The following is a 26009-nucleotide window of genomic DNA, read 5'->3' on the forward strand; positions in this document are numbered from 1 at the left end:
AAATGACGAGGGGTCGATCATGAAACTTGCCCTGCTGGCCGCGATGGCCGCTGTAGTTCTCACCGGATGCGACGCAGTGGTGGGCGGTCCCAAGGCGGACATGGTGGCGGTCTGCCGCAATGCCGGCGAGAGCCACCAGAAATGCACCTGCATTGCCAATACCATGCAGGAACGCCTCGATCCGGAAACCTTCGACAAGATGGCGGTGGCCGTGATCAGCGGTGATGACGCCGTGGCCGAAGCCCTGGCCGGGCTCGAGCCGGATCAGGCCGAAAACGCCATCCTCGCCATCGCCGACGCGAGCCTCTCCTGCATCTGACAAACGCTTGACGCGCAGGCACGGGAGGAGGAGTCTGGCGCCATGGACCGCCTGCCCACCCGCCTGTGGACCGATGCCCTTATCCGGCGAGCCCAGCTTGCCGGCGCACCGGCCTATGTGCTGCAGCACGGCGATGACGAGCGCGGGGATGTGCTGCTGAAGGTAGCGCGGCTTGACGGCACAGCGGCCGTCTACGCTCCGTCGACGGACATGGAAGGCGAGCGCATTTTCCTCAACCTCGTGATGCAGGGCGTCGGCCCGGACGAGGCGAGTGTGGATGACTATGTGCAGCGCGCGAAGGCCCGCGACCGCGACCTCTGGATCGTCGAGATCGAGGACCGGGAAGGGCGCACGTTTCTGACAGAAAAGGTTGAAAGCTGAAGCGGTTTCAGCTCTGATCAACGACAAGCCGGGAGGGACCGGCAAGGGGACGCACCATGAGAACGGATGTATTCACGCTCAGCCTGCTGATGGTTGCCGGCTCGCCGGCGGTGGCCATGGCGCAGGGCTGCACCGAGGCAGAAGCCGCGCTGAGAGCGGAGGCAGGTGTTCTCGGGCCTATGCTCACTGAGATCACGACGATCACGAACGAGTACAATTCCAAGCAGCAGCAGATCAACGAGTTGTATGACTACCTCTACTACTACAACTACGAGATTACGCCGAGCGAGCAGCAGGAAGTGATGGGCCTTGAGGCCGACATGGCCGTGCTCAAGGGGCGGTATGATGCGCTGGTGGTGAAAGCCCAGCCGCACGATGCAAAGGTGACGGACCTTACCAAGGCGTATGAAGTAGCTTGCACACCAAACGCGAAGACGACCGAGCTGCTGAACGAGTACGACATCGTCATCCTGCCCCCTCAGCAGTAAGTCCTTCAGACATCGGGCAGCTTTAACCGGCGATTTACCCTCTGACCCCACCTTGCGATTCGCTGGGATAAATGGGGCGGGCAACCATGCTGTTTCTTTTGAATGACAGGGTGACCTGGATCGAGGCACCGGAGATGCACCTGCTGAAGCGGGGGGCTCTGCTGGGCTTCGAGGACCTGCACGCGATGCGGGCACGCGAGGCGATCGAGCTGGCGCGCGGCAAGCTGCAGGCCTGCCAGGACAGCGGCATTCGCCCGGACGACGGCCTGATTAATGACCTTGCCGCCCTGATCATCGCCAAGACCGGGGCGAACGCGGCCCTGTTCCCGGTGCACGAGGGCCAGGTTTCGGAGCCCCGCCTGACCATCCTGCCGGAATCGATCCTCGAAGCCGTCCGCACCCGCCTCGCCGAGGGTGGCGATGCCGGCATCCAGCAGATCTGGCCCCGCGCGGCCTGATTCAGCCTACCTCTTCAATCTGCGGACCAAATCGGTTAGGGCCTCCGGCGAAGAGAGACCTTGACCTATGTCGCATGTGACTGAAGCCGCCCGCCGGCGCACCTTTGCCATTATCTCGCACCCGGACGCCGGCAAGACGACGCTGACCGAGAACCTGCTGCTGGCCGGCGGCGCCATACGCGCGGCAGGCGAAGTTGCAGCGCGCGGCGAGGCACGGCGCACGCGGTCTGACTGGATGAAGATCGAGCGCGACCGGGGCATCTCGGTCTCCGCCTCTGTGATGACCTTCGAGTTCGATGGTTATGTCTTCAACCTGCTCGATACGCCGGGCCACGAGGACTTCTCCGAAGACACCTACCGTACACTGACGGCGGCTGACTGCGCCGTCATGGTGCTCGACGCTGCGAAGGGTATCGAGCCGCAGACGCTGAAACTGTTCGAAGTGTGCCGGATGCGCGGCATCCCGATCGTCACCTTCATCAACAAGATGGACCGCGAGGCGCTGGAGCCGATCGCGTTGCTCGACGAGGTTCAGGACAAGCTGCAGCTCGACACCGCGCCCCTCTACTGGCCGGCAGCCAGCGGCCAGCGCTTCGCCGGGATGCTGGACCTTGCCCGGAACCAGTTCCTGCAATTCGAACGTCGTCCCGGCGAGCCCGCGCGCATTGGTCCGGCCACGGAGATTTCGGGAGATGCCGAAAGCCTGAAAGCAAACCTTGACCCCTACGTTTTTGCCGAGATGAGCGAAGGCGTCGAGATGGCGCGCAGCCTGTTGCCGCAGTTTGACGTTCAGGCCTTCCGGGAAGGTAACATGACGCCGGTCGTGTTCGGCTCGGCGCTGCGCTATTTCGGCGTGGCGGAACTGCTCCGCACGCTGCATTCCCACGCCCCGCAGCCGCGCGATCAGAAAGCCCAGAAGAAGGGCGAGGTTATCTCGGTGCACGCCGAAGACCCGTTCGTCAGCGGTTTCGTGTTCAAGATCCAGGCGAACATGGACCCCAACCACCGCGACCGCGTCGCCTTCCTGCGTCTCTGCTCAGGCGAATTCCGGCGCGGCATGCGTCTCAAGACGACCGGCGGCAAGCAGCTCAATATCCACAACCCGCTGATGTTCATGGCGCAGGACCGCGAGATTGCCGAGACCGCCTATGCCGGCGACGTGATCGGCGTGCCCAACCACGGCCAGCTGCGCGTGGGCGATTCATTGTCCGAGAACGGAGATATTCAGTTCGGCGGCATCCCCAACTTTGCCCCGGAACTCTTGCGCCGCGCGCGCGTGAAAGATCCGATGAAGGCCAAGCACCTGCGCAAGGCTCTGGAAAGTCTCGCCGAGGAAGGCGTCACGCAGCTGTTTATTCCGGCCATCGGCTCGGACATGATCGTCGGCGCGGTCGGACAGCTGCAGTTCGAAGTGATGATTGAGCGGATGACGGCGGAATACAATCTCGAAGTTATGTTCGAGCCGGCGCCTTACAATGTCGCGCGTTGGATGGCTTCGGACGATCCGAAAAAGCTGGAAGAATTCCTCGACAAGAACAAATCAGCCTCCGGCACGGACCTTGACGGCTCGCCGGTCTATCTTGCGAAGAATGCCTGGGATGTCGGCTATGCCCAGGAGAAAAACCCGGGCATCCGTTTTACGGCAACGAAGGAGCGTGCGCTTTAGTAAGCGCCCGCAATCTCGCCGGCTTCGCTGACGACAGCTTCGCCAACCAGCTGGTCGGACGGTGCAGGCTCCGGCGGCGCGGAGGTGCCCCAGATCACGGCGTCGACACGCGGCGAGACGCCGGAGATGGCGAGCAGGTTTTCTTCCGGTTTGCCGCCGCCCTGTTTCAGTTCGCAGCGCGCCGCGGCCGAGCCGTAGCCAGCAACGTAAGACCATGCCTGGCACACGCCGTCATCGCCGCAGGCGGCCTGGCAGGCGAGGGCGGAGTCGGCATCGACCACAGAATAGGTGGCGCCGTGGCGGTAGCGGCCAACTTCGTGGCCCGGAGGGGCTTTCGAAGGGCCATAGGAGGCGTCCGTCGCTTCGAGCGGCGAGACGGTAGGCGACTTCACAGCCCGTTTGGCAACGCCGTCGGCATGGGCCGCGAGGCCAAGAATGGCGGTGGCGGCAATCAGGGCAGCAAGGCGCATGGAACACTCCTCGGAAACTATCCGGCGGCACCTTAGCCGAGGCGTGTTAACGAAGCGTTTGCTTTGATGAGGCGGGCTCAGCCGGTCAGGCTGGCCCGTTTTTCCTCGATTTCCAGCCATTCCATCTCGATATTTTCGAGCTGCGTGCGCGCTGCGCCGATGCGTTCGGACTTTTTCGCAAACGCCGCTGCATCGCGGGCATAGAGGCTGGAATCTGCGAGATCGGCTTCGAGCTGGGCAATCTCCGCCTGCAGCTTCGGGATCAAGCCGTCGATTTCCTTCTGCCGGTGCTCGTCCTTGAAGGAGAGTTTCGAAGCGGCTTTCGGTTTCGGCGCGGCGGGGGCAGGCCCGCGCGATTTCTCCGCCTTCGGAGCATCCTTGCGGCGCACACCTTTCAGCTGTTCCTGCGCATCACTCCATCCGCCGGCGGTCTGCACCCACTCGCCCCCGCCAATGGGCGAGAGGCAACTCGTCACTGTCGCATCGAGGAAAGCGCGGTCATGGCTGACAAGGATCAGCGTGCCTTCATAGTTCAGCAGCATGTCTTCGAGCAGGTCGAGCGTCTGCATGTCGAGATCGTTGGTCGGCTCGTCCATGACGAGCAGGTTCGATGTCTGCGCGAGGCCGATGGCGAGGGCGAGGCGGTTACGCTCGCCGCCGGAAAGCGCACCGACCGGCTGGCGCAGCTGTTCGGGCTTGAACAGGAAGTCCTTCGCATAGGCCGCCACATGGCGCTGGTGACCCTGCACCATGATCGAGTCGCCGCCCATCGGCGCAAGCGCTTCCCAGATCGTGTCCTGCGGGTTCAGTGTCGCGCGTGTCTGGTCCTGATAGGTCACCTGCAGCGTCTTCGAATGGAACAGCGTGCCCGCATCCGGTTCGATCTCGCCGAGCAGCAGGCGCACCAGCGTCGTCTTGCCTGCGCCGTTCGGACCGATGATGCCGATCCGGTCGCCGCGCAGGATGCGCAGGTCGAGCGATTTGGCGACCACCAACGGACCGTCCGGGGTCTGAAAGGTTTTCGAAAGCCCCTTCGCCTCGATCACCTTCTTGCTCATCGCCTCGCCGGCGTCTGCGGTGATGCCGGCGGTCGCCTTGCGATCATTCAGCGCGGTGCGCACTTGCGCATGCTCGGCCTTCAGTTCGCGCAGGCGGGCAAGGCGGCCCTGGTTGCGTTTGCGCCGGGCCGTGACGCCGCGCGCCAGCCAGTGCTGTTCTTCCTTCAGGTGAGTGGTCATCCGGCGCAGCTGGCGTTCGTCTTCCTCCTCCACCTGCTCCGCCCACTGATCAAATTTCACATAGCCCTCGGGGCTTTTCAGCACTTTACCCTGACGCAGCCAGAGCGTGTTGGTGGAGATGTTCTCGAGGAAGCGCCGGTCGTGGCTGACCACCAGCACGACACCGTTGAACGCCTTCAGCCGGCCTTCGAGATATTCGATCATCGGCACGTCGAGATGGTTGGTCGGCTCGTCCAGCAGAAGGATCGTCGGCTGTTTCGCGAACGCCTTCGCCAGCGCCGCGCGCCGCAGCTGGCCGCCAGAAAGCGTGGCGGGGTCAGCGCCGCCATCGACGCCGAATTCCATCAGCTCGGCCTCAGCTATGTAGGCGCCGTCAAGGCCTTCGGACGCGTAGTCGAGCACGGTGGCATAGCCGGCGAGGTCCGGCTCCTGCGCCACCCAGGCATAAGTCACGCCCGGCTGGCGCCAGGCCTCGCCCGTGTCCGGCAGGATGCGCTCGGACACCACTTTCATCAACGTCGACTTGCCCGCCCCGTTGCGGCCCACCAGCGCCGCGCGCTCGCCCTTCGACAGTGACAGTGTCACGCCTTCAAACAGCGCCTTGCCGCCAAAGGAGAGGCGCACGTCGGTGAGGGTGAGAAGCGGGGGCTGGGCCATGGCCGGGGAGATAGCGGCTGGTCCGCGGACAAGCTAGGGGGCGGGTGCGGCGCCCGCCCCCGTTCTGCGCCTCAGTCGAAGGTATAGTTCAGGAAAAGGCCGGCGCTGAATTGGTCAGCGTCCCCCCGGAGGGTCACCAGCGGGCTGTTGCCTGCATCGCCGGCGAGCCGGTCATATCCGGCAAAGGCAACGACGGACCATCTGAAATCGCGGTCCAGCGGAAGTATTCCCAGCGCGCCTAAGCCATAGCTGCTGACCCCGCCGCCGGCTTCGTAAACCGGCAGGCCGGACCCGGCTGCCTGTGCCGGCGTGACGCCGAAATAGGCGGCTGTGTAGCTGTCATCGACAATCTTCAAGCGCGGCCCCGCCGACCAGATGACGGGCGGACCGAAGCCGGAAATCACGCCGCCCATGCCAGCGTTGAGGTCGAGGACAAGCCCCTCGTGGCCCGAAACCGCCTGGCGCAGTTCCGCTCCGGCTGACCATGGCCCATTCCGGTAGCGCAGGAAGCCGCCCAGTTCGAAACTCGTGTCCACATCGCCAAGGCCGAGAAGGTCGTCCGTTCCGCCTCCGGACACGGCAAAGGCCTGGTCCCCGTCCTCGTCACGGGAAAATTTCACCCGGACAATGGGGCCTGCAGTGATCTGGTCCGTCTGCAGCCAGTTGTAGCCGATGCCGTCCTGTACAGAGGCGAAGAAGGTGTCGGAATACTTGAGCTGGACGTTCGGCAGGATCGAGACGGCATAGTCGTCATCGCCCTCATAGGATGGGGCGTGTAGGCCGCCCGCGCCAAGGGTCACCTGCCAGCCCTCGGGGGGCTTAGGCGCCTGTGCGACTGCAGGAAGGCTGGCGCTGACAAGCGCCGCGAAAAGCAGGGTGGCCCGCATCGAAATCTCCTGATTGGCTGCGTGCTGATACGCAGCGGCGCGGGGCGTGGATCATCCGCTTGCACAGCCGCCAGGCGACCGGAGATTGCCCCGGCGTGAGGTCTGGACCGGAGGGGTCTGCAACGGGAAGCTTCTGTCATGTCCGGTCCTGCTCCTCCTGAAGGCTATGCGCCCCATTTCCGCAAATCGCGATTCACCGATCCTTGGGAGCCGCTGTTTTCCAAGACGGAAGCGCGGCAGGTGTCCATCGGCCTGTGGCTGGCGGAGGCGCACTGCAATTCGCGCGGGCTGGTGCATGGCGGCCTGATCGCCTCGCTGGCAGACAATGCGATGGGCCTATCCTGTGTCGCCGCGCTGGCAGCAGACGGCAAGCCGCCGCCAGCGGGGCTCGTGACCGTAAATCTGTCGACGGACTATCTCGGCGCGGCCCGGCTCGGCCAATGGCTCGCCACCGATACGCAGTTCGTGAAGACCGGCCGCTCGCTCTGCTTTGCCAGCTGTCTCGTGCACGCAGACGGCAAGCCGGTTGCCCGGGCCAACGCTACGTTCAGCCTCGCCGCAGCCGGTTAACCAAGGCTTGGCGGATGGCCGCCATATTGCAGGCCCGGAGCGCACTCCTGCGCCTGCTACGGAATTCCTGCCCATGTCCGGCCTCAACCTTGTCGTCCTGCGCAACAATGTCCCGCAGCGGGACGTTGATCCGGACCTTGAGCCGCGCCGGGATTTCGAACTGATCCGCCAGCTGGTCTCGGGCCGGTACGCTTCGGCAGACGATCTTGCGGAAGGCTTTGCCCGCAGGCTTGCCGGCCGGAACACGTCGATGCAGGCCGCTTTCGCCGTGCATGCGATGCGCAGGGAGGCGCGCGCGGTGTTCACCACGGGCGAGGATATCGCCTTCCGCCTGCTGCCGCTCCTGCGCCTTTCCGGATGGAAGGGCGAGCTGTTCTCGGTCATCCACGCAAGCCACAGCCCCAAATGGCAGCTCGCCGCGCGCCTCCTCGGCACGCGCCGCGTCGGCGGCTGGTTCACGGTCTCGCGCCTGCAGCGCGATGTGCTGATTGGCAAGGCGGGCCTGCCGGTCGGCAAGGTGCATTTCATTTTCGACTCCGTGGATGCGGCTTTCTTCGATCCGGCGAAAGCCGCAGATGTCGCCCCCGGTGACTATGCCTTCGCCTGCGGTCTCGAAAACCGCGACTATGCCACCTTGGCGGCAGCTGCGAAGTCATATGGCGGAAACATCCGCGTGCAGGCGTCAGGCTATTTTCCAAAGGAAGGTGCGAAGGATACCGGCCTGCCAGTAAACCTCACCATAAACCGTACACGGATGGCCTGGACAGAGCTACGCGCGCAATATGCGGCGGCGAAGTTCGTGGTCGTGCCCCTGAACGCGGTGCCCTATGCGGCGGGCGTAACCGGCCTGCTGGAAGGCATGGCGATGGGCAAGGCGGTGATTGTCACCGACTCGCCGGGTCTTGCCGACTATACCGGCCTCGACTCGCTGATCCGCGTGCCCGCAGGCGATCCGGCGCGCCTGGCCTCCGCAATGGACAGCCTTGCGCGCGATCCGGCCGCCTGCGCCGAGATGGGCCGCGCCAACCGCGCCTGGATTCTCGGCCACGCGACCATCGAACAATATGCCGAAACCCTCGCCGCGCGCATGCTCGGCCAGCCGGTGGAGTAGGGCGCCCGATGCTGGGCGAGAAAATCTTCCGGGGCACATCCTGGCTGCTGGCCGGACGGCTCGTCAGCAACCTGCTCGGCCTCGCCAGCACGCTGATTGCGGCGCATCTTCTGATGCCAGAGGATTTCGGCCTGATGGCCATCGGCATGAGCGTGTTTGCGATTGCCGGCGCGGTGGTCGAGCTGCCCGTCGGCGCGGCGCTGGTGCAGATGAAGACCGCCACCAAGGCAGATTTCGACACCGCCTGGACAATCAACGTCCTGCGAGGCGTCATCGTCGCGCTCCTGATGCTCGCGGCCGCCTGGCCGGTCGCGATGCTGATCGGCGATGACCGGATCGCCGGGCTGGTCATGGCGCTCGCGGCCTATCCGCTGGTGACGGGGCTCAGGAATTCCTGGTTCGAACAGTACATCCGCGATATGGACTTCCGTCGCGAAGCGCTGCTCGATGTGCTCGCCAAGATCGCCTCGATTGTCGTCATCGTCTGGGTGGCGCTTGCGACACGCAGCTACTGGGCGCTGCCGGCGGGCGTTGTCTCGGCGGCGCTGGTTGCGACCGTTTTCACTTACATCCTGCGCCCGCAGCTGCCGGGATTCAGCCTCAGCCAGTTCCGGAAATTTTTCGGATTCTCTCTCTGGATCGGGCTCGGCAACATTGCCGACAGTTTCCGCGATGCGGCGACGACGTTCTTCCTTGGGCGGATGGCCGGCAATGCCCGCCTAGGCGCCTTTGCGGTCGGCTCGCAGTTCGGCGAGCGGCTGGAACTCGTACTCTACGCGCCGATGGAGCGGACCCTGTTTGCCGCCTTTGCCTCCATCCAGAATGACATGGAGCGCGTGAAGACGGCCTATCTCAAGGCGCTGCACATGGGCTTTGCGGTAATCCTGCCGGTCTGCGCGGGCATGGCGCTCGTGTCGCCGGAGATCATCCGCGTTGCCCTCGGTCCGAACTGGGAAGACGCGGTCCTCGTACTCGCCTTCATCGCCCCGGCCACCGCGCTCTACCTCATCGCGGGCCTCAGCAATGCGCTCGCCAATGCGCTCGGTTATCCGCGCGCGCTGTTCCGCTACAAGGTGATCTCGCTGCTGATCCACATTCCGATGATGCTGGCCGCGATCCATTTTGCCGGGCTTGCTGGCGCACTGGCGGCCTGTGTGGCAACCGCCTTCCTCTGGTACCTGATGAGCGTGCATGTCGCGGCACAGATCACCGGGCTGTCCCGCTGGGCGCAGGTGTCCGTCCTTGGGCGGACGATATTGTCGGCGTTGGCGATGACTGCTGCGGTGTTGGCGCTGCGCGCTGCCGGTGTCTCGGCGCCTGTGGATGATCTCATCGGCAACCTGCTCTCCGCCTCGCTTCTTGCGAGCGCCGGAGTGGTGACATTCGTCGCTGCGCATGTCGCGCTGTGGCAACTGACCGGCCGGGGCGAAGGCATCGAACAGGCCACCCTGACATTCCTGTCGCGGCGCTTGGGCCGGACCCCGGCAGGCTAGATCACGCCTCGAGCATCCGGTGGATTTCGCCGGCAAAGGCGCGGAGCATCTGGTTCAGGCCCTCGCCGAATTCCGATGTTCCGCTTTTCTCGCCGAGCCCGAGAGTCTTGTTGGCGTCGAAGATGAACGGCGCGCCGTCCACCATCACATAGTCGATCTTGCCATAGTCGAGCTTCAGGTGGCGGCGCATCTCCAGGAGGCGCGGATGCGGCGTGAAAGGCAGGCAGGAGACATGCTCATCCTCGGTGATGATCTCGCTGGCTGAGCGTTCGATATTCTCGTAATGCAGGTCGCCGAGAAAAATGTATTCGCGCAGCAGGTTCCTGTCACCGTCCTTTTCGAGCATCAGTTTCTGCACAACATTGCCCGCGCCGAAATAGGCGCCCGGTACACCCGAGAGCGATGGGAAAGTGCGATAGTCGGACTTGCTCAGGATACGGATCTTCGCCTGCGGGATCAGCAGGCGCATGGCTTTGGCGCGGATGCGTTCGAACAATGACCAGTTCGTGAATTCCGGTGCCCCGCCATAATTTAGGTCGGACTTCACGATCACCGGACCATCATGCCGGTCGCCGCGCTCGAGGAGGCCATCCGCGTAACTGCGCTTGCGGATGTCGAGGGCTTCACCATTGATATGCCGGGGATAGCGCTGCGCGAAGGCAGCGATCCGCTTCGGCAGCACGGACCGGTCCATATGCACGAACAGCGCATCGGCAGGCGCATAGTCGGCCGGGCCGTGCATGTGGATGACATTCACGCCGAGGTCTGCCAGATGCGCAGCGATCACCGACACCATATGGTGCGGCCCGCCGAAAGGCGTGTTGCGGCTGTGGAGAACCGCAAGGGTCTTGCTGCGCTCTGGCACGTCCACCTGTCCGGGCTTTCCGCCCGGCCGGAGTCGGAGCGGGACTGAAAGGAATTAGCCGTTCTACCCCGGACTGGTTAATATCGGCTGGGGCAGGCCGCAAAAATTGATCCGATCAGCCCGAGAGGAGGCTCACTTCTCCCGGCGTCAGAAGCCGCCACTCGCCCGGCGCCAGCGCGCCAAGTTGCAGGGGGCCGAAGGCTGAGCGGTGCAGCGCCTCGACATGATTTCCGGCCGCCGCGAACATGCGGCGCACCTGATGGTAGCGCCCCTCGGTCAGTGTCAGGCGGGCGGAGCGTTCGCCGGTGACTTCCAGCATGGCGGGCAGGCAGGGCTTGTCCTCGCCGCGCAGGGTGAGCGTGCCGGAGGCGAACAGGGTTGCCTCATGCCCTTCCAGCGGGCGGGCAAGCCGGGCTTCATATACTTTCGTCATCTGCGATTTCGGCGAGATCAGCCGGTGCAGCAGGGCGCCATCATCCGTGAACAGAAGAAGGCCCGTCGTTTCTGCGTCCAGCCGTCCGATGGAGGAAAGCTTCGGGTCGCGCTTTACATAGCGGGGCGGCAGAAGATCGTAGACGAGGCGGCCCTGATCGGCGTGCGAGCAGGTGAAGCCTGCCGGCTTGTGCATCATCACTACCATGCCGGGCGCCGGGTCCAGCGGCTCGCCATCGAAGCGCACGTCCTCGCCCCAGCCCTTCACGCGGCCGCGCGCGATCGCGGCCTCCATCTCCTTGCGCGAGCCATAGCCGAGTCCCGCCAGGTATTTCGCGAGCTTGCGCGTATCGTTCATTTGAACCGTTTCGGGCGATCTGCACGGATGATCTTGTAGCCGTCATCATCCTCGATCATTTCGACGGCTTTGAAGCAGCGGGTCAGTTCATCCTCATACGGAAGATGCCGGTTGGCCACCAGCCAGAGCGTGCCGCCATTGCGCAGCGTGGCGGCGGCAGCGCGGATGAAGCTGCGGCCCAGCTCGTTGTTGTCGGCGCGTCCGGTATGGAAAGGCGGGTTCATCACGGCGAAGTCATAGGTTGCCGGCGGCAGGTCTTTCAGCACGTCTGCCCAGCGCATCGTGCAGCGCGCGGCATGCGGCGCCATCGTCTGCTCCTGGCAGATCATCGCGCGGTATTCGGCCTCGACCAGATCCATCCGCTCCACCTGCGGGCAGTTGGCGAGAATCTCGCGGCTGATGAAGCCGTTGCCGGCGCCCAGGTCGATGCCGATGCCCTTGGTATATTCCGGCACGCTGTCGGCCAGCATCTCGCTGCCGGGATCGATCCGGTCCCAGCTGAACAGGCCCGGCCGGCTCCACAGGCCCGGCTCGATCAGTTGCGGCGCATCGAAATCGATCCAGTCCTGCGCCAGTTCCTCATCGACATCGGCGGCGTGCTTCACGCACCAATAGGCGCGGCACTTGTGTTTCGACAGGCTGTCGGAATTGCCGCTGAGCGCTTCGAGCGCATCCTGCCCGCTCTTGCCGCCGAGCGTGTTGGGCAGGCAGGCGAGGATGGTCGATCCTTCCGGCGCGGCGAGCATGGCGCGGGCGTAGACGGCGCGTGCCTGATCGCGCTGGCGCGGCGGCACGATGATCGTCAGCTGCGCCTCGGGCAGCTCCACGGAGTCGACCGCGAGCACGTTGAACCCGGCGGCTTTCAGCGCGTCATGGTGCGGCTTGTAGCTGGTGCGCAGCACAAGCCGGTCTTTCGGCAGCCGGGTCAGCCACGGCCCCGGCTCGGCATTCAGCACGAGTATCGGGCCAGCTTCCGGCAGGGGCACAGCCTCGCGCTCGATCGCCAGCAGCAAGGTCTCAAAAACAATCGGGTCCATCATCGCGGGAGCGATAGCGGCCCGCGCCCCATAAGAAAAGCCCCGCCGGCATGAACCGGCGGGGCCTTGGCTTTTATTCCTCGCGGGAAAATCAGGCGCTGAGGCGCTCGATGATGATGGCCGGAGCCATGCCGCCGGCGGCGCACATGGTGACGAGGCCGTAGCGTTTTTCGGACCGCTCGAGTTCGTCGAGGGCGGTGCCGATCAGGATCGAGCCGGTGGCGCCGATCGGGTGGCCGAGGGCCATTGCGCCGCCATTGATGTTCACCTTGTCCCGGTTGAGCTTCAGGTCGCGGATGAATTTCTCGGCGACGACCGAGAAGGCCTCGTTGATTTCCCACACGTCAATATCGTCAACCGTCAGGCCGGCTTTCTCGAGCACCTTCTTCGCCGCCGGAACCGGGGCGTTGAGCATCAGCGTCGGGCAGTCGCCCATGTTGGCAGTCGCCACGATGCGGGCACGCGGCTTCAGGTTATGCTTCTTCATGTAACTTTCCGAAGCGAGCAGCACGCCGCCCGAGCCATCGACGACGCCGGAGGAGTTGCCGGCATGGTGGACATGGTTGATCTTGCCCTTGAGCTGCGGGTAGCGGCTCTCGATCAGGCTGCCATAGGTCGTGCCCTTGTCATCGACCGGGATGTTCCAGAACATGTTGAACACGGTCTTCAGGCCCGCAAGGCTCTCCATCGTCGTGCCGGGGCGCGGGAATTCTTCATGGTCGAGCGCAAGTGTTCCGTCCACGTTGTAAACCGGAACAACCGACTTGTTGAAACGGCCTTCCTTCAGTGCGCGGGCGGCGCGCTCCTGGGAAACGACAGCGAGCTGGTCCACAGCTTCCCGGTCGATGCCTTCCAGCGTCGCAATGGCGTCGGCGCAGCAGCCTTGTTGCGATTGCGGATGCTTCTCGCGCAGGCGCAGGTTGCCGGCGTCCATCATCGGCGGGGTTTTCGGATCAGCCGAGGCCGCCGTGTAGCTCATCATCTCGCAGCCGCCGGCGATGACGCACTGTTCCATGCCGGACATGATCTGCGCCGCAGCGAGGTTCACCGTGGTGATGCCCGAGCCGCAGAACCGGTCGAGCGTGACGCCCGAGGCCTTGACGTTATAGCCGGCATCCAGCGCGGCCATGCGGCCCATGTCGCCGCCCTGCGCGCCGCGCTGGCTGGAGGTGCCCCAGATGATGTCGTCGACGGTTTCGGTGTCGAGCTTGTTGCGGTCGCGCAGGTTGCTCAGCACGGTGGCGGCAAGGTGCTGCGGGTGCATGTGGGCGAGCGCGCCCTTGCCCACTTTGCCAACGCCGCGCGGCGTGCGGCAGGTATCAACGATGAAGGCGTCAGCCATCTTGGAACTCCCTTTTGTCAGATTTTTCCCGGGGCGAGCGGGCTTCGGTGAGCCTGCTTTACGCGAACGTAAGCGTAAGCGAAAGCCGTGACGCCGGGTCAGGCGGGCCCCTCCCGGCGGGCGCTTTTTGACGCCGGGGAAGTGTGCCATAGTTCCGGAGGGAGAAACGCTCATGGCACAAGGCTGGAGTATAACCGGGAAGGCGCTGATCGCCGCGGCCTTGCTGGCAGGCTGGGCCGCTGTTGCCGGGGCCAGCGAGCGGCTCGTGGTGCCGTTCCAGATCAGCGATCTTGAACACATGGTCGTGCCGATCGTCATCAACAACCAGCACACCACCACCGGTGTGGTCGACACGGCGGCGACCTTTGCCATGGTCGATGCGCGCTCGGCCAGCGAGAGCGGCATCCGGCCACCGGGCGCGGAGGCGGCGCGGGTGAACATTCTCGGCGTCAACGGCGCGAAGGACTATCCCATCGTGCGCCTTGCCAGCGTGCGCGCGGGCAATGTCAATCTTGGCGCGGTCGAGGCGGCCTACAACCGCGACCTCGAGATTCCGGGCGCGGCGGCGAATGTGCTGCCTTCATCCGCCTTTCCGGGCGACATTCTCGAATTCGATTTCCGCACCAACCTCATCTCTGCCTATGACGGGCGGCCGGATCGTCCGATCTCGAACTATTTCGACCGTATTCCGTACAAGGTGGAAGGCGGGCTGATGTTCATCGACATCCGCATCAATGGCCGCAAGGGCAAGGCGCTGATCGATACCGGATCGAACCTCACCTATGTCAACTCGGCCTTTGCCGCGCATGCAGAGCTGCGCACCAATTTCGAAAAGACCGTTCTTTTGCAGGGCGCGACGGGGCGCGATGCGTCGGTGCGCGTGGCGACGGCGCGCAAGGTTCAGATTGCCGATTTCAACTTCCTAAATGCCGATCTTCTGGTCAGCGATCCGAAATTGTTCGAGATGCTGGAGATGGACAAGGAGCCGCTCATGGTGATCGGGCTGGACCTGCTCTCTTCCTTCAAGGTGCAGTTCGACCGCCGGCACAACCGGCTGATCCTGATCCTGCCGGACTCTGTCACGGAAGGCTTCGGCGTTGAACTGATGGCGCGCGATACGCGCCTCGACCACAGGCGCTGAGCTCAGCCAAACGCCTCATAGGCGTGCGTGATGGCGAGACTGATGCCGTGCAGGGTGCGGTCAATCTCATCGAGCGGGGCGATGATGCCTTGATGGATGCGGTCATAGCCATAGCCTGAGGTCTGGCCGGAGCCTTCTTCTGTCAGGCGGCCGAGGGCATCATCGTCGCGGTCATCGCGCGGGAAGATGCGGCCCAGCGTCTCGATCACTTCTGCGAGGCGCAGTTCCGTCACCATACGGATGATGTCGCGCTGGCTGACATCATGGCGTTCGGAAATGCGCGGGATGGATCCGGCAATCGCGATAGCCCGCATAATCAGCGCCTGGCGGATGGCATGCAGGACGTGCATGTCCATGCGGCCTTCATGGCGCGCCTCGGCGCTCGGCACGCCCTCGACCTGCGCAAGAAGGCGGTCGAACCGGCCAAGGTCGATGGCAAAGAGATTGGCGATGCGCGCGATCGACACGGCGGTTTCATCCGTACGCAGAACATAATAGGCCGAGCGGTAGGCGGCGGCCTTGTCTGCGGGCGCGAGGCGGGCATGGGCGACCCAGACGCCGGGATCGAACACGCTGCCATAGGCGCGCAGGGCCGGCAGGCTGGTCAGTTCGCGGGCGCGGCTGGCCAGCAGGATCAGGCCGCGCAGGCGCGGGCTTTCGCGGATGAGGTTGGCGAGGCGCTCACTCTCGCGCTGCAGGGATGAGCCGATGCCGGCGGCCGTGTTTACGGGGATGGAGAGCTGGTGCAGCGTGGCATTGTGCGAGATGGCGCGCAGGGCGGCGGGACCAACCGGGCCGCCGCTGCGGCGTTTCTGGCGCGAGCCGGCACGCACCACGAGGGCGCTGGCAAAGGAGCCGAGCAATCGTCCGTAGTCTGCATTTCCGAACAGGCGTTCCTGCCAGGCACGCAGCGAGCGGTAGAAGTCCCAGACGAGATCTGTGCGCGTATAGAAAGGGTCGTCGACCCTTGCCGGCGCGGGCGCGAGGCGGCTGTCGCACCAGGCGGCGTAGGTGGCCTCGGCGAGTTCCGGCGCAGCGAAATGCAGGAAGCCGTCGCCGCCCTGGAAGCTGACCTCATGCAGCACAGGCACACCGCGCGCACCGCTTCCGGCGCGGGTCCAGGGGGTGAGCAGATGGTCGAACCGCTCGCGGAAGGTGCCGGGCCAGGCGCCGCGGCCCATCGATTCGCCGTGTGTGTTGAAGATCAGCAGGCTGACATTCGCCTTCCTGGCGGCGAGGGCGCGCAGGATGAGGTTGTGGATCCGCTCGATCGCCATCGAGGCGGCGACTTGCCCGATGAAGCGGCCGGAATCAGAGAAGCCGAGTTGGATCGAGAGATAGCCGCGCTGTTTCACATAGGCGACGAACTCGTCTTCCTCCAGCAGCCTCTCGATGAAGCGCCCGCCGGTTTCCAGCGCCTCGGGCGTCTCGAACAGGGGGGAGATATCGAGCTTGCCGGCGACGCCGTATTGCCGGGCGAGGTAGAGTGCGCCCATCACGGTGGCGGGGTTCTCGCTCTCGGCGATCAGGAAACGGATGACCGAGCCGGCATCGATATGTTTCAGGATCTGCGCGCACAGCATGAACTGGCGCCGGGCGGTGGACTGTTCGCGGAAAAGGTCTGCGAAATTCACCGCCTTGGGTTTCGAGCGGCGGGCTTTCTGCGCGAGTTCCGACAGGGCGACGCGGCCGAGCAGGCGGTCTTCGGTCTCAAGACCAAGGTCGCGCGCGAGCACGGTGCGCACTTGAGCGGCATTGACGCGCAGGTGGATGCGGGCGGTGCCGAGCTGCTGCGCGTCCATCTGCGAACGGAGGATCATCAGCTTGCGGGCGGCCTTGTCGCTGAGGCCGGGCAGGGCTGCGTCGATCACGTCCGTGATCTCGCGCACATCGTTCAGGCGGTGCTCGTCCTCCGCGGTCAGCTCGTTGGCGGCATCGACCAGAAGCTGCGGGTCGGAGAGCTCGCGGGAGAAAAGCTGGGTGTGGTTCCAGGCAAGCCCGCTCGCCTGGCGCAGACGGCCGGGCAGGGCGGCGAGGCTTTCGGGTGCATTGGCCGGCAGGAGGGCGTCGAGTTCAGCGGCGTAGCGGCTGAGCTGCTCTGCCTTCTCGGCGAGGCGGAAGGCGATGGAGCGATACCACGGAATGTCCGTACGCCCATCAAGATCATACCCGACCCAGCTGGCGAGTGTCGGCAGGACGGGGCGAAGGGCGCGCCAGTCTTTCGGGAAGGCTGACTGCGCCACGTCGAGCACGAGGCCGGCATAGGCCGCCTGCGCGGCGGCGGCATGGGCGAGCGCGGCCTGCACTTCGCGGTGCTCGCCGTCAAGCGTGATCGACTGGTTCCAGCCGCGAATGTCGGCGCCGATGAGTTTCTTCAACGCGTTGCGGCGGGGCGCGTCGGGTTTCACCGCGAAGGCGGCCATCGCAGCGCGCAGGTCTTCGGAGAGGGCGAAGGTCGGGTGGCCGGTGAAGACGATGCCGCCGACCGGTGTTTCGGTGAGGGCGCGGAAGGCGGTGAGGCCTTCGGCGGCGGCGGCTTCGAGCCGGGCGCGCACCGGCGCCCAGGCGGCGGATGGGTCGGCGCCGGCATGGCGCTCGCGGAAGGATTTCGCGCGAGCCTCGATCAGCGATAGGTGGACCTCCTGCGACAGGGCGGCGAGGGCCGGCAGGGTCGCCTCGCCCGCTTCGAGCTTCCGGAACAGGGTCTGGGCGAGGGAGAAGACCGAGTTGGTCAGCGGGTCGGCATCAATGCGGGTGGCCTCCTGGCGCAGGAAATCCTGGGCCCAGCTGAGGCTGATCGGGGCGGGTTTGGGGTGTCGCTGCGTCATGGCACCCCACAAAGGCACGAATTGCAACGTTGTCAAACGGGCGGGAGGCCTGTCCCGGGTCAGGCGGCGTCATGCCTGCCTTGCGGGTGGGCATGGCGGGTGGGGGGCAGGTGCGCCGCTGCGCGTTGCTCCCCCACGCTCTAGCTCGGGAAATCGCGGTGCGATTTCTGATCCTCGCAAGCCCCACAAGGGTGAGGGGACAGGTTGCGTTCGGGGAGGAATGAGTTTTGCCCCACAGAGCGACAAGCTCCCCCTTGGTGAGAAAGGTTGGAGGCCGGGCGTCAAAAAATCCGTATGCGGATTATCTAGCTCGGGCGCTTCTCGTCACCTTCGTGGCCGTTCCAGAAGCGTTTGATCTTGCCGAGGAAGCCTTCGCTTTCCGGGTGGCAGTCGGCGCCGGAACAGTCGCAGAACTGGCGCAGCAGTTCCTTCTGGCGGGCCGTGAGGTTCTGCGGGGTTTCGACGAACATCTCGACATACAGGTCGCCGGTCTGGCCATTGCCGCGCAGGCTGGGCATGCCCTTGCCGCGCAGGCGCAGCTTGCGCCCCGTCTGGGCGCCTTCGGGAATGGCGACGCGCGCCTTGCCGCCATCGATGGTCGGGATGTCGATCTCGCCGCCGAGGGCGGCCGTGGTCATCGGCACCGGGGCGCGGCAATAGAGGTTCGGCCCGTCGCGTTCGAAGATGTCGTGGTCGACCACTTCGACGAAGATGTAGAGGTCGCCTTTCGGGGCGCCGCCGGTGCCGGGCTCGCCTTCGCCGGAGAGGCGGATGCGCATGCCGCTTTCAACGCCGGCCGGAATCTTGACCGAGAGCTTGCGCTCTTCCTTGACCTGGCCGTGGCCGCCGCAGGTCTTGCACGGCTTGCGGATGACGGTGCCGCGGCCCTGGCAGATATGGCAGGTGCGCTCCATCGTGAAGAAGCCCTGCTGGGCGCGTACGCGGCCATGGCCGGCGCAGGTTTCGCAGGTGTCCGGCTTGTAGCCGGGGGCGCAGCCGGAGCCTTCGCAGCCCTTGCAGGCGACTGCCTGCGGGACATGGATGGTTTCTTCCTTGCCGGCCCAGGCTTCGGCGAGGGTGATCTCGAGATCGTAGCGCAGGTCTGCGCCGCGCTGCGGGCCGCCGCGCTTGCGCCCGCCGGCAGAGGCAAAGCCGCCGCCGAAGACCTGGCTGAACAGGTCCTGGAAAATGTCTTCAGGATTGACGCCCTGGCCGAACGGGCTGCCGCCGCCGGGGCCGCTGCCATTCTCGAAAGCGGCATGGCCGAAACGGTCATAGGCGGCGCGTTTCTGCGGATCGGACAGGACGGCGTAGGCTTCGCCGACTTCCTTGAACTTCTCCTCGGCGCTGGAATCGCCCTGATTCTGGTCCGGGTGATATTTCATCGCCAGCTTGCGATAGGCCGATTTCAACGCCTTTTCGTCGGCGCTGCGGTCCACACCGAGGACATCATAATAGTCGCGCTTGCTCATGAAGTCGCCGCCAATACCGGATAACTCGCCCTGTGGCGGGTGATTTGGGGCGAGTTGGGGCGCGGCGCAAGGGCCAAGGGTGCATACCCCTGCGGCGGGTTAACTACTGCCGGGGGGGAATCTGGTAACCCCCTTTTCGACAACCGATGCCCCCGATGAGCGGATTTCCTTGACCGCGAGGCCCCTCTGGGAGGTGCCGTCGAGGCGGTAGCGGAACAGGCCGTTAACCCCCATGAAACCGTCCGGATCGGTGACGCCGCCATGCTTGATGTTGTTTTCGCCCGCCAGTGTGACGGCGAGGGCGGCGGCATCATAGGCGGCGGCGGCAAGGTCGGTCGGGGCGCGGCCATACACTCGGCGATAGGTGTCCTTGAAGGCCGTCATGTTGTCGGGATCGACGGCGGCGAACCAGGCGCCGGCGAGGGCCGGCTCGCGCCAGATGGCGGCGTCGTCCCAAAGGCTGGTGCCGAGGAACTTGGTGCGGCCGGGGTCGACGCCGTTGACGACGAGGAGCGGGGCGATCGAGAGGAGCTTGTTGCCGCGCTCCGGCAGGATCAGGCCGACCTGGGCGCGCTCGGCATTGATCAGGCGGGCGATGCCGGAGACCTGCGTGGAGGCGCTGGCGGCGGGGTCGTAAAGCGATGTGCCGATGACGGTCCAGCCATTCTTCAGGGCTTCGGCGCGCATGGCGGTGTCGATCTGCTTGCCATAGGCCGTGTCCGGCCCGAGCAGGGCGAAGGTGCGGATGCCGCGGCTGGCGGCATAGCCCATGATGCGGACAACTTCTTCCTCCGGCATCACCGAGGCGAGATAGGCGCCGCCGCCGGCCACTGTGCGGTCGTTGGAGAACGCGATGACGGGAATCTGCTTGCGGGTGACGGCATTTTTGACGGGCGTGACTTCGGCGCCGAAGAGAGGCCCGAGGATGATGTCGGCGCCTTCCTTGATGGCCTCGTCGGCGCGGGCTTCGGCGGTGGAGGCGCGCCCGGCAGTATCTTTCGGCAGGATCAGGAAATCGGTGCCGGCGTTTTCGAACAGGGCGAGCTCGATGCCCGCAAGCATGGCTTCGGCCTCGGCGCGGACATTCGCGGTGGGGTGCGAGAAGGGCAGCAGCACGGCCGCGCGCTTCACATCGCGGCCATACATGAAGTCCGGCGTCAGGCCGCCATCATCCTTGCCAAACGCGCCGGTGCCGGTTTCCTCGGCGATCTGCGAGGGATCGGTGATCTCCTCGCCGGTGACGGGATCGACGCGCGGCTGGCCTGTGCCGATGGACACGGGCGGCCTTGTGGGCGAGGAGGCGCAGGCCGCCGCCATCAGCAGCGCCGCGAGGGCGAGGCTTGGCGCGAGGGTCTTCCTGAGCGATGGTGAACGCGATGTCATCTTCTGATCCTTCTGGCACCGGCGCGATTCCCGCCAGCGACGAGTCTATGAGCGCGGCGCGAAGCGGGCAACAGCCCGGTGCTGTAGCGCCGGGTCTTTATGTTGTCTCCACACCGATCGGTAATCTGCGCGACATCACGCTGCGGGCGCTGGATATCCTGGGCGCGGTGGAGGAAGTGCTGGCCGAAGACACGCGGGTCGCCTCGAAGCTGATGTCGGCTTACGGGGTTAAAGCGCGGCTGAGCCCCTATCATGACCATAATGGGGCCGAACGCAGGCCGGGATTGCTGAAACGGCTGGGCGAGGGGGCGCGGATTGCGCTGATCTCGGATGCGGGCACGCCGCTGGTGTCGGACCCCGGCTGGAAGCTGGTGCATGAGGCGCTGGAGGCAGGGGTGAAGGTGTGGCCGGTGCCGGGGGCCTCGGCCCTGCTGGCCGGGCTGGTGGCGAGCGGGCTGCCGAGCGACCGCTTCCTGTTCGCGGGCTTCCTGCCGCCGAAACAGGGCGCGCGCCGCAGCGCCATCGAGACGCTGCGGGCGGTGCCGGCGACGCTGGTCTTCTATGAGAGCGGGCCGCGCCTCGCCGAAACACTGGCCGACCTGACGGCGGTGCTGGGGCGGCGGGAGGCGGCCGTGGCGCGCGAGCTGACCAAGCTGTTCGAGGAGACGCGGCGCGGATCGCTCGCGGAACTGGCGGCACATTACGAGACCGCCGGGCCACCGAGAGGGGAGATCGTGCTGCTGGTTGGTCCGCCTGCGGAGGATGCGGCGAGCGCGGCGGATGTCGACGCGGCGCTGAAAGTCGCGCTGAGTGAGATGCCGACCAAGGCGGCGGCGGCAGCGGTCGCCGAGGCGCTCGGGCTTCCGAAACGCGAAGTCTACCAGCGCGCGCTGCAGCTGAAAGCCGGCGATGGGCCGGCGTGAAGCTGCCGAGGCGCGCGGGCGCAGGGCCGAGGCGCTGGCGGCCTGGTGGCTGCGCGCAAAGGGCTATTCGATCCTGGCGCGGCGCGTGAAACTTCCTGTCGGCGAGATTGACCTCGTGGCGGAAAAGCGCGGCGTGATCGCGTTCATCGAAGTGAAGGAACGCGCGACGCTGGAGGATGCGATGGGCGCGGTGACGCCCGGCGCCTGGCGGCGGATCGCGCGCGCCGCCGAAACCTGGATGGCCCAGCGGCCACGCTTCAACGACTGCGGCTGGCGCTACGACATCATCGCTATCGCGCCGGGCCGCCTTCCGTCACACATCCGCGACGCCTGGCGGCCGGGGATGGCGTAGTCGAGGCTACTCCGCCGGCGGCGCTTCCTGGATCGAGATCAGGTAAGCCAGCAGCACGTCCATGCCGAGGTCACCGAAGACGAATTCGGGCATGTCCTCGTGGCCGACATGGATGCCGTTCCGGAAATCCTCGGCGAGGGAGTTCGGGGGGTAGATGGACAGAACGTAACGCAGCGGCGGGGCGTCGGCGCGCAGGCTCGCGTCCTGGTCGAGGCCGTGGCAGATGGCGCAGTGCGTTTCGGCGATGTTGCGGCCATCGGCGATGGAATCGGCGTCCATCGGGATGGCGGGGTCGATCTCGAAAGTGGGCTTGGCCGGCGGGGGCGCCTCTGCGGCGGGTTCGACCGGGGCCGCGACGGGCGTTTCGGCGGGCTTTTCGCAGGCGACCGCGCCGAGGAGGGCGAGGGCGGCGAAGACGGTCAGGATCGGGCGCATGGACAGGTCCTCTGGTTGATTCAGGCCGGCAGCCTACCATGCCAGCGGGCGGCTGGCGCTAAGGATAATTACAGGCCGGGGCCCGCGCCTTCACCCTGCCGTAATCTTCTTGCAGTTACCGTCCGGCTTTCATCGCAGGTTCAGCCTCGCCCCCCAACAAGCCCGGCACCATGAGCAACCAGTTTCCCACGCCTCCGCCCTTGCCCCGTGTCGTGCGCGTTCCGGCGGCGAGCTTCCTGAAACGCCAGAACCCGGCGGTGCGCTACCTGCTGATCGCGGTGGGCCTGATCCTTCTGGCGGGCGGGGGATGGGCGCTGTGGAAATGGCAGAGCCTGCATACGGGCATGCCGAAGCTGCCGAATGATGTGGCTGAACTGTGGGACATGGCGCGCGAGCCGGCCATCGAGTTTGTCGATGCCGAGGGCCGCACGCTGGCCGTGCGCGGCCCGCGCTATGGCCGGGCGATCGATGTGAAGACGCTGCCGCGTCATGTGCCGCAGGCCTTCATCGCGGCGGAGGACAAGCGTTTCTACGAGCATGACGGCGCCGACGAGGCCGCCATCGTGCGCGCCGCGGCGGCCAATACGATGGCGGGCGAGACGGTGTCCGGCGCCTCGACGATCACCCAGCAGGTGGTGAAGAACCTGATCCTCGACTCGCGCCAGACCATGCAGCGCAAGGCGCAGGAAATCACGCTGGCGCGGCAGCTGGAAAAGGAGATGACGAAGGACGAGATCCTGTCGCTCTATCTCAACCGCATCTATTTCGGATCCGGCCTCTACGGCATCGACGCGGCCTCGCGTTTCTATTTCGGCAAGCCGCCGGAAATGATGACGATTGCCGAGGCCGCACTGCTGGCCGCCTTGCCGAAGGCGCCGTCGAAGCTGAACCTGCGCGACAATCTTGCCGGCGCGAAGGACCGGCAGAACTATGTGCTGCGCGAGATGCGCGACATGAAGTTCATCACGCGCGCCGAGGAGACGGCCGCGCGGGAGGCGGAGATCACGATCATTACTCCGCCAACGTACGATCCGCAGCTCGGCTATGTGCTGGACGTTGCGGCGGAGCAGGCGGCGCGCATCCTGCCGCGCGTGCCGGGCGATGCGGTGGTGACGCTGTCGATCGATGCGAAGCTGCAATCACGCATCCAGACGCACATGAGCGAGCGCATGGCGAAGGATGGCGCGAAGCTGAAGGCGACGCAGGCGGCGGCGATCGTGATGGGCAGGAACGGGCGCGTGGCGGCGCTGGTCGGCGGCGTGGACTACCGCGCCTCGCCGTTCAACCGCGCAACACAGGCAAAGCGCCAGCCGGGCTCGAGCTTCAAACCGTTCGTGTACGCCCTGGCGCTGGAAGACGGCTATTCGCCCTATGATGTGTTCAACGACCGCCCGATCAGCATCGGCAAATGGAATCCGGTGAACTACAATGGCGAGTTCCTCGGGCCGATGACGCTGAGCGAGGCGATGACGCGCTCGACCAATACGGTGGCCGCCGAACTCGGCAACGAGTCCAATCCGGCGCGCGTGGCGGAACTGGCGAAGCGGTTTGGCATCAAGAGCGAGATGAAGCCTTTCCCTTCGATGGCGCTGGGCAGCCAGGAGGTGAACCTGTGGGAGATCACCGGCGCCTATGGCACATTCCAGACCGGCGGCAAGCTGGTGGAGCCATGGCTGGTGGCGAAGATTACCGATACGCGCGGCAAGGTGTATTACGAACATCCGGATACGGAGGGCCCGCGCGTGTATGCGGCGGACTATGCCGCCGACATGAACGCGATGCTGACACGCGTGGTGAATGCCTCGTTCGGCACGGGCGCGGCAGCGCGGATCAAGGGCGGCTGGACGGTAGCGGGCAAGACCGGTACGAGCCAGGACTGGCGCGATGCGTGGTTCATCGGGTTCACCTCGGCCTATGTCGGCGGCATCTGGATCGGCAATGATGATGACAGCGCGATGAGCAAGGTGACGGGCGGCGGCCTGCCGGCGGACTTGTGGTCGGACATCATGGAGTTCGCGCATGAAGGGCTGACGCCGGCGCCGCTGATCGGGGCGGAGCTCGCCGTGCAGATCAGTCCGGAGGCGGAGGACCGGATTGCCTTCTATCGCGGCATGTCGCAGGCTTTTGCAGCCGCTGGCGGGCGGCGGATTCAGGCGGCGAGCGCCGGCGGAGACCTGATCCGGCAGGGGGAATAACAACTCCCGCCCTCTCCTCTCTGTCAGCCCGGCTTTCGCCGGGATGACAAGATTGGGAGCAGAACGGGATATCCAGACCTTCCGTCTACGGAGTACTTATGCAACACCTGGCGGAAATTTTCTCCCGCATAATCAATGCCCTGAAAAATAACCCCGCAAACTTACGCAACACCTCCCGAACCATGCCTATACTCCGCGCATGGTCCAGGCACAGCTCCTCAGCACGCTCATCACCCGCGCCCGTCTCCGGGTCGCCGAGCTCATCCGTATGCTGAAGGCGCTGCGGCCTGACGATGGCGGCCCGCTCAGCGAACATTCCATCACCATGTTCATCAAGACGATCATCGAGCCTGCCGAAGTCATCCTGCGCCACATGCTCCTCCTGATGGCCGCCCAGCTGGCGCCCCATACCCGCAAGCCCGGAACCCCTCATCCGGCAAATCCCCGCGCAGGCGGGGATCGCGCGCCACAGGACCGCGCACCGCCCAAACCCCGCACGCCTCTCTTCCGCCTGTTCGATCCCGCGCCCCGCGCGCCGCAAACTCCGCCTGCGGATGACATCCGCCCCGCAAGGCCGCGCGCACCCGCCGCCGCAAAACCCAAACCCACCCCCGCCGAAGCCCTCGCCGCCCTCAACGCGAAGTTCGAAGCCCGCCTCGCCGCGCTGACCGAAGCCGCCCGCGACCCCGACGCGGCAGCCCGCCGCCTCCTCGCCCGGGTGCGCCGCGAGCGTCCCGCCACCTGTCCCATCAGCCCGGTCATGCCTGAGAGCCTCAAGAACATGCGCATGCCGGACTTCCGCGAGACCTTCCGTGCCCTGACCAAGGCCGCCCCTCCGGTCTGGCAACAGCTCCTCGACTCCTCCTGACACGGACGAAATCGCAGACCCACCCCCCGGAAGGCCCCCGCCTCTCCGGGCGCTTGTGCTGCGTGCAACATGAAAGAGCCCCCTCCGTCAGTCCGCTGCGCGGCCTGTCGGAGGGGGAGAGCCCCAAACGCCAACCCCGCCTGAGCCCCAAAACAAGTACCCCTCTCCCTCTGCATAGGGCTTCAACCGCTTTGCCTGCCCGGCCAATCAGGGTAAGTTCCCGCGAAATCGGCCGGGGAGGGCTGGAGGATGACGTATCTGATCCTGGGGATCCTGATCTTTTTCGGGACGCACCTTTATACGACGTTTCGCAGCCGGGCGCCGGGCAAGGACCTGAAAGTGCGGATGGGGGCGGGGCCGTATATGGGGCTCTACAGTCTCGCGGCGATTGCCGGCTTTGCGCTGATGGTGTGGGGTTACGGGCAGGCGCGCGGGGCCGGGGGGCTCGGTTATCCGCCCACGGGACTGCGGCATCTGGTGCTGGCGCTGATGCCGTTTGCGATGATTGCGCTGGCCGCAGCGTACACGCCCACCGGATATATCAGGAAGATGCTGAAGCATCCGATGCTGGTGGCGGTGAAGATCTGGGCGGTGGCGCACCTGCTGGCGAACTGGGAGTGGAACTCGATTTTCCTGTTCG

General features: G+C 65.5%; 25 protein-coding genes. 14 read left to right on the forward strand and 11 right to left on the reverse strand.

The window, feature by feature from the left end:
• The first annotated feature begins 19 nt into the window (after positions 1 to 19).
• The 5 genes from ACK4TE_RS09050 to ACK4TE_RS09070 all read left to right on the forward strand — a co-directional run bounded on the left by ACK4TE_RS09050 (position 20) and on the right by ACK4TE_RS09070 (position 3312).
• Positions 20 to 319 (forward strand): hypothetical protein, encoded by a 300-nt coding sequence (locus ACK4TE_RS09050; protein ID WP_409911177.1) that lies wholly within the window; start codon positions 20 to 22, stop codon positions 317 to 319.
• A 42-nt stretch (positions 320 to 361) separates the two neighbouring features.
• On the forward strand, positions 362 to 700 hold the full coding sequence (locus ACK4TE_RS09055) for a DUF1491 family protein (protein ID WP_409911178.1): 339 nt from the start codon (positions 362 to 364) through the stop codon (positions 698 to 700).
• Positions 701 to 756: 56 nt separating this feature from the next.
• Entirely contained in the window at positions 757 to 1188 is a 432-nt protein-coding gene (locus ACK4TE_RS09060) for a hypothetical protein (RefSeq protein WP_409911179.1), read from the forward strand.
• A gap of 86 nt (positions 1189 to 1274) precedes the next feature.
• Positions 1275 to 1646, forward strand: a complete 372-nt coding sequence (locus ACK4TE_RS09065; RefSeq protein ID WP_409911180.1) for a hypothetical protein — start codon at positions 1275 to 1277, stop codon at positions 1644 to 1646.
• Between the two features lie 67 nt (positions 1647 to 1713).
• Complete coding sequence (locus ACK4TE_RS09070) at positions 1714 to 3312, forward strand: peptide chain release factor 3 (protein ID WP_409911181.1); 1599 nt, start codon at positions 1714 to 1716, stop codon at positions 3310 to 3312.
• Here the strand turns inward: ACK4TE_RS09070 and ACK4TE_RS09075 are convergent.
• The 3 genes from ACK4TE_RS09075 to ACK4TE_RS09085 form a co-directional block, all read right to left on the reverse strand.
• A complete protein-coding gene (locus tag ACK4TE_RS09075) occupies positions 3309 to 3782 on the reverse strand; it encodes a PAN domain-containing protein (protein ID WP_409911182.1) in 474 nt (157 codons plus the stop codon). The two genes, ACK4TE_RS09070 and ACK4TE_RS09075, sit on opposite strands and share 4 nt — an antisense overlap.
• Positions 3783 to 3859: 77 nt before the next feature.
• A complete protein-coding gene (locus ACK4TE_RS09080; protein WP_409911183.1) occupies positions 3860 to 5677 on the reverse strand; it encodes an ABC-F family ATP-binding cassette domain-containing protein in 1818 nt (605 codons plus the stop codon).
• A gap of 71 nt (positions 5678 to 5748) precedes the next feature.
• Positions 5749 to 6564, reverse strand: coding sequence for a MipA/OmpV family protein (locus tag ACK4TE_RS09085; RefSeq protein ID WP_409911184.1), 816 nt, complete (start codon positions 6562 to 6564; stop codon positions 5749 to 5751).
• A 138-nt stretch (positions 6565 to 6702) separates the two neighbouring features.
• Here ACK4TE_RS09085 and ACK4TE_RS09090 point away from each other — a divergent pair, with 138 nt between their 5' ends.
• The 3 genes from ACK4TE_RS09090 (at position 6703) to ACK4TE_RS09100 (ending at position 9738) form a co-directional block, all read left to right on the forward strand.
• A complete protein-coding gene (locus ACK4TE_RS09090; RefSeq protein ID WP_409911185.1) occupies positions 6703 to 7134 on the forward strand; it encodes a PaaI family thioesterase in 432 nt (143 codons plus the stop codon).
• A gap of 73 nt (positions 7135 to 7207) precedes the next feature.
• Positions 7208 to 8245 (forward strand): glycosyltransferase family 4 protein, encoded by a 1038-nt coding sequence (locus ACK4TE_RS09095; RefSeq protein ID WP_409911186.1) that lies wholly within the window; start codon positions 7208 to 7210, stop codon positions 8243 to 8245.
• An 8-nt stretch (positions 8246 to 8253) separates the two neighbouring features.
• Positions 8254 to 9738 (forward strand): lipopolysaccharide biosynthesis protein, encoded by a 1485-nt coding sequence (locus ACK4TE_RS09100; protein ID WP_409911187.1) that lies wholly within the window; start codon positions 8254 to 8256, stop codon positions 9736 to 9738.
• 1 nt (position 9739) lies between these two features.
• Here the strand turns inward: ACK4TE_RS09100 and ACK4TE_RS09105 are convergent, their stop codons facing one another.
• From ACK4TE_RS09105 to ACK4TE_RS09120, 4 genes are all read right to left on the reverse strand, one after another.
• On the reverse strand, positions 9740 to 10603 hold the full coding sequence (locus ACK4TE_RS09105) for a hypothetical protein (RefSeq protein WP_409911188.1): 864 nt from the start codon (positions 10601 to 10603) through the stop codon (positions 9740 to 9742).
• A 115-nt stretch (positions 10604 to 10718) separates the two neighbouring features.
• Positions 10719 to 11393 (reverse strand): pseudouridine synthase, encoded by a 675-nt coding sequence (locus ACK4TE_RS09110; protein ID WP_409911189.1) that lies wholly within the window; start codon positions 11391 to 11393, stop codon positions 10719 to 10721.
• Complete coding sequence (locus ACK4TE_RS09115; protein WP_409911190.1) at positions 11390 to 12433, reverse strand: class I SAM-dependent methyltransferase; 1044 nt, start codon at positions 12431 to 12433, stop codon at positions 11390 to 11392. Before ACK4TE_RS09115 ends, ACK4TE_RS09110 begins: the two co-directional genes overlap by 4 nt.
• Before the next feature lie 88 nt (positions 12434 to 12521).
• The gene (locus ACK4TE_RS09120; protein WP_409911191.1) at positions 12522 to 13772 is read right to left on the reverse strand and encodes an acetyl-CoA C-acetyltransferase; all 1251 of its coding nucleotides are present in this window, start codon (positions 13770 to 13772) and stop codon (positions 12522 to 12524) included.
• Positions 13773 to 13944: 172 nt separating this feature from the next.
• Here ACK4TE_RS09120 and ACK4TE_RS09125 point away from each other — a divergent pair, with 172 nt between their 5' ends.
• Entirely contained in the window at positions 13945 to 14913 is a 969-nt protein-coding gene (locus ACK4TE_RS09125; protein WP_409911192.1) for an aspartyl protease family protein, read from the forward strand.
• A 2-nt stretch (positions 14914 to 14915) separates the two neighbouring features.
• Here ACK4TE_RS09125 and ACK4TE_RS09130 read toward each other — a convergent pair whose 3' ends face one another.
• The 3 genes from ACK4TE_RS09130 to ACK4TE_RS09140 all read right to left on the reverse strand — a co-directional run bounded on the left by ACK4TE_RS09130 (position 14916) and on the right by ACK4TE_RS09140 (position 20596).
• Positions 14916 to 17741 carry a phosphoenolpyruvate carboxylase gene (locus ACK4TE_RS09130; RefSeq protein ID WP_409911193.1) on the reverse strand — a complete coding sequence of 942 codons (2826 nt, stop codon included), beginning with the start codon at positions 17739 to 17741 and terminating at the stop codon, positions 14916 to 14918.
• A gap of 305 nt (positions 17742 to 18046) precedes the next feature.
• Complete coding sequence (gene dnaJ, locus ACK4TE_RS09135; protein WP_409911194.1) at positions 18047 to 19213, reverse strand: molecular chaperone DnaJ; 1167 nt, start codon at positions 19211 to 19213, stop codon at positions 18047 to 18049.
• 99 nt (positions 19214 to 19312) lie between these two features.
• A complete protein-coding gene (locus ACK4TE_RS09140; protein ID WP_409911195.1) occupies positions 19313 to 20596 on the reverse strand; it encodes a penicillin-binding protein activator in 1284 nt (427 codons plus the stop codon).
• Here ACK4TE_RS09140 and rsmI point away from each other — a divergent pair.
• Positions 20590 to 21519, forward strand: coding sequence for a 16S rRNA (cytidine(1402)-2'-O)-methyltransferase (gene rsmI / locus ACK4TE_RS09145; RefSeq protein WP_409911196.1), 930 nt, complete (start codon positions 20590 to 20592; stop codon positions 21517 to 21519). The genes ACK4TE_RS09140 and rsmI overlap by 7 nt on opposite strands.
• Positions 21506 to 21871 (forward strand): YraN family protein, encoded by a 366-nt coding sequence (locus tag ACK4TE_RS09150; RefSeq protein ID WP_409911197.1) that lies wholly within the window; start codon positions 21506 to 21508, stop codon positions 21869 to 21871. The genes rsmI and ACK4TE_RS09150 overlap by 14 nt, the downstream gene beginning before the upstream one ends.
• Positions 21872 to 21877: 6 nt before the next feature.
• Here ACK4TE_RS09150 and ACK4TE_RS09155 read toward each other — a convergent pair whose 3' ends face one another.
• Positions 21878 to 22306: a c-type cytochrome gene (locus ACK4TE_RS09155; protein WP_409911198.1), complete on the reverse strand. Its 429-nt coding sequence runs from the start codon at positions 22304 to 22306 to the stop codon at positions 21878 to 21880.
• A gap of 170 nt (positions 22307 to 22476) precedes the next feature.
• On the opposite strand from ACK4TE_RS09155, the gene ACK4TE_RS09160 reads away from it, so the two are divergent.
• The 3 genes from ACK4TE_RS09160 to ACK4TE_RS09170 form a co-directional block, all read left to right on the forward strand.
• A complete protein-coding gene (locus tag ACK4TE_RS09160; RefSeq protein WP_409911199.1) occupies positions 22477 to 24501 on the forward strand; it encodes a transglycosylase domain-containing protein in 2025 nt (674 codons plus the stop codon).
• Positions 24502 to 24700: 199 nt separating this feature from the next.
• Positions 24701 to 25369, forward strand: coding sequence for a hypothetical protein (locus ACK4TE_RS09165; protein ID WP_409911200.1), 669 nt, complete (start codon positions 24701 to 24703; stop codon positions 25367 to 25369).
• Positions 25370 to 25618: 249 nt separating this feature from the next.
• Positions 25619 to 26009: NnrU family protein (locus tag ACK4TE_RS09170; RefSeq protein ID WP_409911201.1), on the forward strand; the 391-nt coding region annotated here is incomplete at its 3' end.

The sequence above is a fragment of the Hyphomonas sp. genome (genome assembly GCF_046313975.1).
Lineage (GTDB): Bacteria > Pseudomonadota > Alphaproteobacteria > Caulobacterales > Hyphomonadaceae > Hyphomonas.